Here is a 12,393-nt window from a genome sequence, read left to right on the forward strand (position 1 = left end):
TCGCCAGATTTGAAAGACGTTAAGTGTTTTTACAGTTTTTGAGTTTCGCCATGTTTCGGTCGTTTCGGGCAATGTTTGCCCAACCCTCAGCCTCATCCGCTCCTGCCGCACCAGAATTGTGCGCGACGAAGTCTGCGTTGGCGGCTGCCTTGCCTGAACAAGGACAACTCAACATTCCTGTTGTGCAAACGGGTAATGAAAACCTGATCGGACATTCCACAATCGAACATGGCCGCTATTTGGCCAGGCAGGATCGTTGGACCGACCTGTCCAAGGAAATGCGAACCGCAGATCAGGATCGCGCGGCGGTGTCGGACGGGATGCCAATTGCCGATCTTCTGGCGTTTGGGGCAAGATCGGATGTGGTTCTGGCTGCGGAACACGCACTGACGGACGGCAAAGCCATTTCGGATTACGACCTGTTGGGAGGCATATCTGAGCTTGAAGGCGAAATGGCGGACAATCCTGATGACCCCATGATCGCCGCCGTTGTGGCACTTGCCCATATCGATCTGGCCTGGGCGTGGCGTGGTACAGCGTCAGACACGGCACTGCCGCCCTTGCACCGTTCGCGCTGTGCGGCACATTTCGACCGGGCCGCGTCGATCTTGCCCAAATGCCGGACTGATGCCCCGGACAGCCCGCTGATTGCTGCGGCAGGCTGCGCGCTTTTGGCCGGTCAACGCCGCGCCAACGCGCGGGTGTCTGATGAATATGAGCGCCTGATCACGCTGGATCCGCGCAACCAACGGCACATGCGTGCCATGGGCAGCCATCTGTTGCCTCGGTGGTTCGGAAGCTACGATGAATTGGAATTACAAGCGATGCGCACAGCGGCTCGGACCCAGGGCGTCTGGGGCGCTGGCGGCTACACTTGGGTTCAGTTCGACGCCATCGCGCTGGATGAAGAAGCCTGTGCGCGGGTCGATACCGAGTATTTCCTGGACGGTTTGCGCGACATCGTGCGGCTTCGGCCGGATCAGCAAATGATCAACATGCTGTCGGCCTATTGTGCAATCACCATCCAAAACGGACGAGGCCGGAACGAACAAGCCGACCAGTTCCGTGTACAGATGCGCGATACTGCGAACTGGCTGATCCGCGATCACCTGACCGAGTTGCACCCATTGATCTGGGCCCACGCGACAGCAGGCTTCAACAACTCGGTGCGCATCAACTCGCCCGAGCGGTTTGCCGCACGGGGCCAGCGGGATGCCTTGCGGGCGATCTCGGATCTGTTCCGGGAAGAATTGCGCAATGGTATGGACGTGACCTTCACTCCAACGGGCCTACAGTTTTCCCAGAACTGAACACGTCAGGATTCCCCCTTGCCCCTAGGCCCTGCCGGGCCTAATACGCAGGCTTAGACTTCTGCGGAAATGAGGCGCGCCATGCTCGATCTGACATACGAAATGCCCAAACCCAAGACCATTGCCGGGGCCAAGCACGATTGGGAACTGGTGATCGGGATGGAGGTGCACGCTCAGGTCTCGTCTAATGCCAAGCTGTTCTCGGGTGCGTCGACCCAATTCGGAGCCGAACCGAACTCGAACGTGGCTTTCGTGGACGCGGCGATGCCGGGGATGCTGCCGGTGATCAACGAATACTGCGTTGAGCAAGCTGTGCGCACAGGGCTGGGCCTGAAGGCGGATATAAACCTGAAATCGGCGTTCGACCGTAAGAACTATTTCTACCCTGACCTGCCGCAGGGCTATCAGATTTCGCAGCTGTACCACCCTATCGTGGGCGAAGGCGAAGTGCTGGTTGAGATGGGTGACGGCACCGCACGCATGGTTCGCATCGAACGCATCCACATGGAGCAGGACGCGGGTAAATCGATCCACGACATGGACCCGCATATGTCCTTCGTCGACCTGAACCGGACCGGCGTCTGTCTGATGGAGATCGTCAGCCGCCCAGATATTCGCGGGCCGGAAGAGGCTGCCGCCTATATCGCCAAGCTGCGCCAGATCATGCGCTATCTGGGCACTTGTGATGGCAACATGCAAAACGGCAACCTGCGGGCGGACGTCAACGTCTCTATCTGTTTGCCGGGTGCCTATGAGAAGTATCAGGAAACGCAGGATTTCTCGCATTTGGGCACGCGCTGCGAGATCAAGAACATGAACTCGATGCGGTTCATCCAGCAGGCGATTGAAGTCGAAGCCCGCCGCCAGATCGCCATCGTCGAAGGGGGTGGTGAGGTCGAACAGGAAACCCGCCTGTATGACCCGGACAAGGGTGAGACCCGCTCGATGCGGTCCAAGGAAGAGGCGCATGACTATCGTTACTTCCCCGACCCTGATCTGCTGCCGCTGGAAATCGAGCAAGCGTGGGTCGATGACATCGCCGCGAAGCTGCCTGAACTGCCCGACGAGAAAAAGGCGCGCTTTATCAGCGAATTCGGCCTGACCGACTATGACGCGTCGGTTCTGACTGCTGAGGTGGAATCCGCTGCGTATTTCGAAGAGGTCGCCAAGGGCCGCAACGGGAAACTGGCTGCGAACTGGGTCATCAACGAGCTGTTCGGCCGGTTGAAAAAAGAAGACCACGACATCACCGACTCGCCGGTTTCCCCGGCACAGTTGGGTGGGATCATTGACCTGATCTCGTCGGATGCCATTTCGGGCAAGATCGCCAAGGACCTGTTCGAGATTGTCTATACCGAAGGCGGTGACCCGGCGCAGATCGTTGAAGAGCGTGGCATGAAGCAGGTGACCGATACCGGCGCCATCGAAGCTGCTCTGGATGAAATCATCGCTGCCAACCCGGCGCAGGTCGAAAAGGCCAAAGTGAACCCGAAACTGGCGGGTTGGTTCGTGGGCCAGGTCATGAAGGCGACCGGAGGCAAGGCGAACCCGAAGGCCGTGAACGAACTGGTCAGCAAAAAGCTTGGGTCGTAACCCGTTTTATGTGTAGAGGTCTGCCAGCGGCAACGGGTGGACTTGTACACATCCTATTCTCACGAAATCTTAAGACTTGGGGTCAAGCCATCGGCTTGACTTCCCCCTGTTCGCGCTCTTTCTTCGCCTCCAGAGAGGTGAGGTATCATGCAGAACAGATTTGATCAGGAACTCGAAGACCGGCTGGTGCGGTACGCGGCCATCGACAGTCAAAGTGACGAGACTTCTCCCACAACCCCCAGCACGCAAATCCAGTTCGACATGCTGAACCTGTTGCGCGACGAGTTGACCCAGATCGGCGCGCAGGATATCGAGATCACAGGCGACAGCGTGGTGATTGCTACCATTCCCGGAACCGCTCCGGGGCCGACAGTGGGCTTTTTGGCGCATGTGGATACCGCCCCTCAGTTCAACGCCACAGGCGTCAAGCCACGGGTGATCAAGGGATACAATGGCGGCGATATCTCATTCCCAGACGATCCTGATCTGGTTTTGTCGCCAGAAGAAAACCCCTATCTGGCCGAGAAGATTGGCCATGACCTGATCACCGCTTCGGGTACAACCCTGCTGGGTGCGGATGACAAGGCGGGCGTGTCGATCCTGATGACCATGGCGCGGCACCTGATCGAAAACCCGGATATTCCGCACGGACCGATCCGCATCGCCTTTACCCCGGATGAAGAGATCGGGCGCGGTGTAACCGAACAGCTTCCCAAGGATCTGGGCGCGGATTTCGCCTATACGCTGGACGGTCAGGAAGTCGGTGAAATCGAGTACGAGAGCTTTTCAGCCGACCGTGCTGTGATCAAGATCGAAGGCGTTTCGATCCATCCCGGTTTGGCGAAAGACAAAATGGTGAACGCAGCACATCTGGCTGCAAAGATCGTTCAAACGCTACCTCAAGCCACCATGACCCCGGAAACCACAGATGGGCGCGAGGGATTCATCCATGTCACCGACATGAATGGCGTCTCGTCCGAGATGGAGATCAAGCTGATCCTGCGTGATTTCGAAATGGACGCACTGGAAGCCCAGCGCAACATCGTGCGACAGGTTTGTGCCGCTGTACAGGCCACCGAACCACGCGCAAATATCACCTGCGAAATCAGCCATCAGTATCGCAATATGCGCTATTGGCTGGAAAACGACATGACGCCAGTCGATCTGGCCCGCGATGCCTGCCGCGAATTGGGGATCGAACCTCTGTCCGTCCCGATCCGTGGCGGCACCGACGGGTCGCGCCTGACCGAGTTCGGCACCCCCTGCCCCAACCTTTTCACTGGGATGCAGTGTATTCACGGGCCGATGGAGTGGATCTCAGTACAGGATATGGCGCTGGCGACAGAACTGTGCCTGTCGGTTGTGACCAAGGCGGCACAGGCAGGCGGTAATCATCAGGGCTGAAATCCGCCGGTTGGGCAACGGCTCTTTCCCTCGGGGATCAGCGTGTTAGTTTGGCGCGAACAGGTGTTTAGGAACAGTTGATGCAGCGCTACGAATACAAGGTGATCCCCGCCCCACAAAAAGGTGTCAAAGCCAAAGGGGTGAAAACACCCGAGGGCCGCTTTGCGGTCTCGGTTGAACAGGTCCTGAACCAAATGGGTCAGGACGGCTGGGAATACCAACGCGCCGAGCTGCTACCCAGCGAGGAACGCGCGGGCCTGACCGGATCGACAACGAACTGGCGCAACGTGCTGGTGTTTCGGCGCGTGGTGGAAGAAGAAGTTGACGCATCCGAAATCGGCACAGCACCAGATATGGACAGCACCCCGTTGGCCCAGCCGGTTCCGGGCCCCGACGAGGTTCAGGCGCCGAAACCGATTGCGGCCGAGGCAGACGAACAGCCGTTGTCGTTGAAACGGTCTGATGAAGTATCCGAGGCCGATGACGCTTCAAAATCTTAGTCTATGTCGAAGGGTTGGGTATCTGAGTCAGGGCACTAGACACCTGCTGTTTTGAGATAAGTCCAACATCTTTAGTCATTTGCCACGCTTTCAACACAGGTTGCCCGGCGGAACCCGCGTCCAGGCTTGTCCGGTGTGGGTTCCAGCGCACTCGGGTTGCAAATGACCGGAACAGACGCCTGTCCATGCGTGATCTCGTCCGAAAAAGTACAGACGCGTTAAAAGACTGGCGTTGACTTGAACACAAGCAGGGCACTCCATTTGAAAAAGGGATACGCACCCCGAAAATCTGTATCATGTTAACCGAACAACCGGGAGGGACATCAAAATGGCTATTCGGCAGACGCAAGGGCGGGCACGCCTTTATGACAGCATTCTCGACACCGTGGGCGACACGCCTTGCATCCGAGTCAATCGTATCGCGCCAGATCATGTAACCGTCTATGTGAAGTTCGAAGCGTTCAATCCCGCCGGTTCGGTCAAAGACAGGCTGGCGCTGAATATCATCGAAGCAGCGGAACGCGACGGGCGATTGAAACCGGGTCAGACTGTTGTCGAGGCGACATCTGGCAATACCGGGATAGGACTGGCCATGGTTTGCGCCGCAAAGGGCTATCCTCTGGTTGTCACGATGGCTGAAAGTTTCTCGGTCGAGCGGCGCAAGTTGATGCGGTTTTTGGGGGCCAAGGTCGTTCTGACCCCCAAGGCGCAAAAAGGGTTTGGCATGTACACCAAGGCCAAGGAACTGGCCGAGGAAAACGGGTGGTTTCTGGCCAGCCAGTTCGAAACCTCTGCCAATGCCGATATTCACGAAAACACGACTGCGCGGGAGATTCTTGCCGATTTCGAAGGGCAGCGGCTGGATTACTGGGTGACAGGATACGGGACCGGCGGCACAGTTTCAGGTGTCTCGCGTGCCTTGCGGAAAGAGCGGCCCGAAACGAAGATCATCCTGACCGAACCAGCCAATGCAGCCATCGTGTCATCGGGGTACACTAACACCCGCAACGGGGATCATCAGCCGACCGAGAGCCACCCGAATTTCGAGCCGCACCCGATTCAGGGATGGACGCCGGACTTCATTCCTTGGGTCCTGCAGGAAGCCATAGACAATAAGTATTACGACGAACTGATCCCCGTACCCGGACCCGAAGGGATCGCGTGGTCGCGCCGACTTGCCTCGGAAGAAGGTATTTTCACCGGAATCTCGGGCGGGTCGACCTTTGCCGTCGCGATGAAGATGGCCGAATCCGCACCGGAAGGATCCGTTTTCCTGGTCATGCTGCCGGACACTGGCGAGCGTTATTTGTCGACCCCTTTGTTCGAAGGCATCGAGGACGACATGACCGAAGAAGAATATGCGATTTCGGCATCAACGCCCTCGGCGCAGATGAGCGCAGACTGACGTTCTGCGCGTTCAAGTATCGATATCCAACGCCAGCGCGTGAATGCGGGGCACGATATCACCCAAAGCTTTGTGAACCGCACGATGGCGGGCAACGCGAGATTGCCCTTCAAAGGCGGCGGCGCGAATGCGGACGTTGAAATGGCTCTCGCCGCCTTCCTGAAAACCCGCGTGGCCGCGGTGGCTTTCGCTGTCGTCGATCACCTCAAGCTCGCGCGGGTCAAAGGCGGCTTGCAGGCAGGTTCGGATCTCGTCGGTCACGCTCATTTTTTCGCTCAGCGGTAAAAATTTTACCGCCCCCCTCTTCTACTTTCGGCTGCTTAGATTAAACTGCTGCCTCCGAGTCGAAAAGATGCGTTCGTGAGGATTGAGAGCATGACGAAGTCAGACCCCTTCGGATTTGATATGTCCGTTTCCAGCGCCAAGAAAAAGAACCCGCGCGGGCGTCGGGGCATGTCAGGCGCGTCCGAGACGTCGGTCCGGATCTGTGATCATGAGGGCTGCAACGAGCCGGGCAAGTTCCGCGCGCCCAAGGCACCGGATGTGCTGGATGATTTCTTCTGGTTCTGCCAGCAGCATGTGCGCGAATACAATCAGAAATGGAACTTCTTCGACGGCACCACAGAGGCCGAGTTAAACGCGCAGCGGTCGAAAGACAAAGTGTGGGAACGCGAAACAAAACCGATGGGCGACCCCGAGGCGCGCGCCTGGGCCCGTCTGGGCATCGAGGACCCGCATCAGGTTCTGGGTGCCAACAGCACGCAAAACAAAGGCCGCACGTCGGGCGGTGGTGGCCGTCGCCTGCCCCCCACCGAACGCCGCGCTATCGAGATTCTGGAAGCCAATGACAGCTGGTCCAAGGCAGAGGTGCGCAAGGCTTACAAGAAGCTGATTAAAGTCTTGCACCCGGACATGAATGGCGGTGATCGCAGCCAGGAAGAGCAGCTACAAGAGGTCGTCTGGGCCTGGGATCAGATCAAGGACAGCCGGAATTTTAAATAATTCTGCGATCCGACAGCTGTGGCTTTGTGTGTACACTGCCCGGCCCAATTGCGATCAAGCTCACGGGAAACCTTGTTCAATACCCGCAATAGTGGTGGGGTTTGAACACAGGTATTAACGGAGCAGCCGCTGTGCGAATGCCATACCTCCTTTTGCTTTTTTCGCTGGGCGTTTATTTCGCGGCCCCGTTTCTTCCGACTGAATTCGCGTTCGCCCGAGAACTGAGCCTGCTATTCATTGTCATCAGCTTGGTTTGGGGACTGCGCGCGTGGCTCAGGTGGCGCAAGGCAAACACATGGATCATCGTGGACGGGTCCAACGTGATCCATTGGAAAGAGGGTAAGCCGGATCTGGGCACATTGCGGCTGGTGCTGTCGGCGCTGAAGATGGCCGGGTTCAAACCGGGTGTCGTATTCGATGCAAATGTCGGCTATAAGCTCGACGGCGAATACATGAACGACCGGGCGCTGAGCCGCGCTTTAGGTCTGCGCACCAAGCAGGTCATGATCGCACCCAAAGGAACGCCGGCGGATCCTTTGATTTTACAAGCGTCGCGGGACAGCAAGGCACGCATTATCACAAATGACCGGTTTCGGGATTGGGTGGACGAGTTTCCGGATGTTTTGAAAGCGGATCGCCTCGTGAAAGGCGGCTTTCGTAACGATGAGCTTTGGTTTTCGCAATGAGTAGGTGACCGTCGTTTCAAAGCTAAAGTTTGCGCGCGGCGCTGTGACGTACTTTGTGTGCCGCCCTCATTTCAATTGATGGTAGTCGATCTAGAGAAGCAAACTTTGCACTAACTTGCTTGACCGCGGTGTAGATCAGTAAATGGCAGGGCTTTCTCCGCGAGCTTAACTTCGAATTACAAGTGCTTCCCAACGCTTCAATCAACTCAGGCGAGCTTGTGAGGGCACTGTCGAGCGATCACTTAATTCCGAAAATAGCGTTAGCAACTCTTTTACGTCTTCGCGGTGGAAGGATTTCAGCGCTATATCACCCAGAAATAAACTTTCAGTTGGCAAACCGTTGGACATCAGTATTGCGTGGCGACAACAAGCAATGTGGTAGTACGTGACTGGCTCATTGAAATGAACCTGACGAATGGTTTTGTCGTTCACCAGATGGATTGCTGCGGCAAAGACTCTAGGCTCTCCGTACAGAAGTTCTGCGCGCCATCCTTCCAGAACAATTCTGTGTTGCGGAGATACGTACAAATCGCGGTGAGGAATGCCTTCTCCCAACGCTCCCTTTTGGATACAAACGGGGTGCAATTGAGGGTTGCGCCTCAAATCCTCCGCGCTCAGGGTCTTTTCTCCAATCCACTCAATGGGCAGCAGATCACCGCTGGAAAGGCGCACTTTCTCTCCGACTGAAAGATCTTCGACAGCACAATACCCTTTTTCGGTTGCTATCATAGTGCCCTTCACGAAACACGGCACAGTTCCAGCCGGAAGCGCGACCGTCACTAAGAGTGTGTCGTTGTTGCCATTTCCAGGACCCGTAGACGCGAATATTTCGACGGCCAGTTGCGTGTTGGGAGGAATGACGACACCCGGGGTGAGGTCAACAGTTAAAACCCCGCTCGACGAAATCGAAACAGAGTAATCGGAAGGGTTCAATCCCCCTGTTCCCGTAACAACAACATTCCATGAAGCTCCGGCTTTGGTTGCAGTGTATTGTTGCATAACGGAAGACGACACAGTGGGGACCGCAATTGAAGATGGGCCTAGAATTGTAAGCGCCATTCGAACTTTTTCCGTTAACAAACACCTAGAGCGACTTATGCATGAGCATATAGCCAGATTAACCTTTCACATAATATAATTGTAATATTTTTATATTTAATTTCTTTTAAGCTGCAAGCCCCGGGGATAACGTTCCTTTCTCGGTTTGAGCCGAAAGTCACAAGCCTCGGCGCGCGATAACGATAAGGCCAGTTTCAAAAAGGCCAGTTTCAAAGAAACATCCCCTCAGCTTTTCAGGTCTGCCTCTTTCCCTTGCCCTTGCCCGCAATATGTTGCACCACACACGGGTTCAGACCCGGCAAGGCGGGCCAAAGGATAAGGACAAGACGAATGGCTGACGGATCGATCGACGTAAACGCAAAACCAACCGAAGATATCTCGGTCCGCGACGTATTCGGCATTGATACGGAAATGAAGGTCAAAGGCTTTGCCGAGGCCACAGATCGTGTGCCGGCCATCGACCCGACCTATAAATTCGATCCTGAAACCACGCTGGCCATTCTGGCGGGTTTTGCCCACAACCGTCGTGTGATGATCCAGGGCTATCACGGTACGGGTAAATCGACTCACATTGAACAGGTTGCGGCGCGGCTGAACTGGCCTGCGGTACGCGTGAACCTGGATAGCCATATCAGCCGGATCGACCTGATCGGTAAGGACGCGATCAAGCTGCGCGATGGCAAGCAAGTCACTGAGTTCCACGAAGGCATCCTGCCCTGGGCTCTGCGTAACCCGGTCGCCATCGTGTTCGACGAATATGACGCGGGCCGCGCGGACGTGATGTTCGTAATCCAGCGTGTTCTTGAGCATGACGGCAAACTGACCCTGCTGGACCAGAACGAGATCATCACACCGAACCCGAACTTCCGCCTGTTTGCCACCGCCAACACGGTTGGTCTGGGCGACACCACGGGTCTGTACCACGGCACGCAGCAGATCAACCAGGCACAGATGGACCGCTGGTCTTTGGTCTCGACCCTGAACTACCTCAGCCACGATGCCGAAACAATGATCGTGCTGTCGAAAGCGCCACATTACAACACCGCCGACGGCCGCAAGACCGTCAGTCAGATGGTCACTGTGGCCGACCTGACCCGGACTGCCTTCATGAATGGCGATCTGTCGACCGTCATGAGCCCCCGTACGGTGATCAACTGGGCTCAGAACGCCGAGATTTTCCGCGATGTCGGGTATGCTTTCCGCCTGTCTTTCCTGAACAAATGTGACGAGCTGGAGCGTCAGACCGTGGCCGAGTTCTATCAACGCTGCTTCGACGAAGAGCTGCCGGAAAGCGCGGCGAGTGTGAGCTTAGGGTAGTACGCCGAATTGCGCCCGTTTGCGGGCGCAATGCCTCCGGCGGAGGTATTTTTAGCCAGATGAAGGCGGATCCTGTTTCCCTGCTGATGGAAATCGGGGCTGCAATGTGAAAGGCTTGGGGACATGGCACAGAAGAACGACAACCCTGCTGATCCGTTCAAGAAGGCTTTGGCCGAGGCAACCAAGGTCATGGCCGATGACCCCGAGCTGTCCGTAACCTATACGGTTGATCCTTCGGGCATGTCCGGCGAGTCGATGCGTTTGCCTCAGGTATCGCGCCGGATGACGCGCGAAGAGGTGCTTCTGGCGCGCGGCACTGCCGACGCTCTGGCCTTGCAGCGCAAATATCACGACGATGCCACTCATGCACGCTATGCCCCGCCGGGTGATATGGCGCGGGACCTCTATGAGGCGATGGAGACCGCTCGCTGCGAAGCGATGGGCGCTCGGGATATGCCCGGCACCGCCAGCAATATCGACGTCAAGATCGGGCATGAGGCGATCCGGCGTGGCTATGACCAATGCAAACAGCCTGCCGATGCGCCTCTGGCCGTGGCAGCAGGATATCTGATCCGGCATCTGGCCACCGGGCGCGATCTGCCGCCTGCGGCCGAGAACATCATGAACCTGTGGCGCGGCTTCATCGAGGAACAGGCCGGAGGCACGCTGGAGAATCTGGACGAAATTCTCTCGGATCAGGCCGAGTTTGCCAAATTTGCCCGTCAGGTGATCAAGGATCTGGGCTATGGCGACCAGCTTGGGGATGACCCTGATGAGCTGGACGATGAGCAGGAAGATCAGGCCGAGGAAGACGCTGAAGAACAGCCCGACCCAGACAGCACCGGTCAGGATGATCAGGACGAGCAGGACGCCGACGCCACCCCTGAACAAAGCCAGGAAGAGCAACAGGATCAATCTCAGGCACAGGTCTCGATGGATGAGATGGCCGAGGATGAGCTGGGCGATGAGGCGGAGATGCCTGAAGGTGAGGCCCCGATGGAGCCACCTGCCCCGCCGCCAGCATCCGAGGCTGACCCGGATTACAAAGTCTATCTGGATACCCATGACGAAGAAATCGCTGCCGAGGACCTGGCGGAACCTGCCGAGCTGGAACGGTTGCGTGCCTATCTTGATCAGCAGCTGGAACCGCTGAAGGGGGCTGTGAGCCGCCTGGCCAACAAGCTACAGCGTCGACTGCAGGCACAACAGAACCGCAGTTGGGAGTTCGACCGTGAAGAAGGTATTCTGGATGCCGGTCGTCTGGCGCGTGTGGTGGCGAATCCAACCACACCATTGAGCTTCAAGGTCGAGAAAGATACCGAATTCCGCGATACAGTGGTCACACTGCTACTGGACAATTCCGGCTCGATGCGGGGACGTCCGATTTCGATCGCGGCCATCTGTGCGGATGTTCTGGCGCGGACGCTGGAACGCTGCAATGTGAAGGTCGAGATTCTGGGTTTTACCACGCGGGCGTGGAAAGGTGGTCAGGCGCGCGAGGCTTGGCTAAACGATGGCCGCCCGCAGCAGCCGGGGCGTCTGAACGATCTGCGCCATATCATTTATAAGGGTGCCGACGCGCCCTGGCGTCGAGCGCGCCCCAATCTGGGCCTGATGATGAAAGAGGGCTTACTGAAGGAAAACATCGACGGTGAGGCCTTGGAATGGGCGCATCGTAGGATGCTGGCGCGGCGCGAGGCGCGAAAGATCCTGATGGTCATTTCGGATGGTGCTCCGGTCGATGATTCCACGCTGAGCGTGAACCCGGCCAACTATCTGGAAAAACACCTTCGCGATGTGATCGCCATGGTCGAAAAGCGCAAGATGGTGGAACTGTTGGCCATCGGGATCGGCCACGACGTGACCCGGTATTATGACCGCGCCGTGACAATCACCGATGTGGAACAGCTGGCAGGAGCTATGACCGAACAGTTGGCGGCTTTGTTCGACAGTGATCCGCGCGCACGGGCCCGGGTGATGGGGATGCGAAAGGCCAGCTGAGGCTGGCCTTGCCTCCGGCGGGAGTATTTTTGAAAAGATGAAGTCTGGGATCGGCTTTTGTTCGGGTCATACTGATCTGGACATTTGTTCCACTGCGCCTCAGGGTCTGCCGGTAC

11 protein-coding genes are annotated in these 12,393 nt (G+C 57.0%); 9 read left to right on the plus strand and 2 right to left on the minus strand.

Features of this window, described 5'->3' with window-relative positions; genetic code table 11:
* The first annotated feature begins 50 nt into the window (after positions 1-50).
* The 5 genes from GS646_RS11365 to GS646_RS11385 all read left to right on the plus strand — a co-directional run bounded on the left by GS646_RS11365 (position 51) and on the right by GS646_RS11385 (position 6,212).
* A complete protein-coding gene (locus tag GS646_RS11365) occupies positions 51-1,310 on the plus strand; it encodes a hypothetical protein (RefSeq protein WP_171184943.1) in 1,260 nt (419 codons plus the stop codon).
* A gap of 81 nt (positions 1,311-1,391) precedes the next feature.
* Positions 1,392-2,903 (plus strand): Asp-tRNA(Asn)/Glu-tRNA(Gln) amidotransferase subunit GatB, encoded by a 1,512-nt coding sequence (gene gatB / locus GS646_RS11370; protein WP_171184945.1) that lies wholly within the window; start codon positions 1,392-1,394, stop codon positions 2,901-2,903.
* Positions 2,904-3,050: 147 nt separating this feature from the next.
* Positions 3,051-4,307 carry a peptidase T gene (pepT, locus tag GS646_RS11375; protein ID WP_171184947.1) on the plus strand — a complete coding sequence of 419 codons (1,257 nt, stop codon included), beginning with the start codon at positions 3,051-3,053 and terminating at the stop codon, positions 4,305-4,307.
* Between the two features lie 80 nt (positions 4,308-4,387).
* The gene (locus tag GS646_RS11380; RefSeq protein WP_171646659.1) at positions 4,388-4,807 is read left to right on the plus strand and encodes a DUF4177 domain-containing protein; all 420 of its coding nucleotides are present in this window, start codon (positions 4,388-4,390) and stop codon (positions 4,805-4,807) included.
* A gap of 328 nt (positions 4,808-5,135) precedes the next feature.
* Entirely contained in the window at positions 5,136-6,212 is a 1,077-nt protein-coding gene (locus GS646_RS11385) for a PLP-dependent cysteine synthase family protein (protein WP_171646657.1), read from the plus strand.
* Between the two features lie 12 nt (positions 6,213-6,224).
* Here GS646_RS11385 and GS646_RS11390 read toward each other — a convergent pair whose 3' ends face one another.
* Positions 6,225-6,479 (minus strand): BolA family transcriptional regulator, encoded by a 255-nt coding sequence (locus GS646_RS11390; protein WP_171184953.1) that lies wholly within the window; start codon positions 6,477-6,479, stop codon positions 6,225-6,227.
* Positions 6,480-6,587: 108 nt separating this feature from the next.
* On the opposite strand from GS646_RS11390, the gene GS646_RS11395 reads away from it, so the two are divergent.
* Both GS646_RS11395 and GS646_RS11400 read left to right on the plus strand, forming a co-directional pair.
* Positions 6,588-7,214, plus strand: coding sequence for a J domain-containing protein (locus GS646_RS11395; RefSeq protein WP_171092268.1), 627 nt, complete (start codon positions 6,588-6,590; stop codon positions 7,212-7,214).
* A gap of 137 nt (positions 7,215-7,351) precedes the next feature.
* Positions 7,352-7,900, plus strand: a complete 549-nt coding sequence (locus GS646_RS11400; RefSeq protein WP_171184955.1) for a hypothetical protein — start codon at positions 7,352-7,354, stop codon at positions 7,898-7,900.
* Between the two features lie 201 nt (positions 7,901-8,101).
* Here the strand turns inward: GS646_RS11400 and GS646_RS11405 are convergent, their stop codons facing one another.
* Entirely contained in the window at positions 8,102-8,959 is an 858-nt protein-coding gene (locus GS646_RS11405) for a Hint domain-containing protein (protein WP_171678505.1), read from the minus strand.
* A 330-nt stretch (positions 8,960-9,289) separates the two neighbouring features.
* Between GS646_RS11405 and cobS the strand changes: the two genes are divergently transcribed.
* Both cobS and cobT read left to right on the plus strand, forming a co-directional pair.
* Positions 9,290-10,276 carry a cobaltochelatase subunit CobS gene (gene cobS, locus GS646_RS11410; RefSeq protein ID WP_171092274.1) on the plus strand — a complete coding sequence of 329 codons (987 nt, stop codon included), beginning with the start codon at positions 9,290-9,292 and terminating at the stop codon, positions 10,274-10,276.
* A gap of 123 nt (positions 10,277-10,399) precedes the next feature.
* Positions 10,400-12,277, plus strand: a complete 1,878-nt coding sequence (gene cobT / locus GS646_RS11415; RefSeq protein ID WP_171092276.1) for a cobaltochelatase subunit CobT — start codon at positions 10,400-10,402, stop codon at positions 12,275-12,277.
* Positions 12,278-12,393: the final 116 nt, after the last annotated feature.

The organism is Ruegeria sp. HKCCD4315 (assembly GCF_013112245.1).
GTDB lineage: Bacteria > Pseudomonadota > Alphaproteobacteria > Rhodobacterales > Rhodobacteraceae > Ruegeria.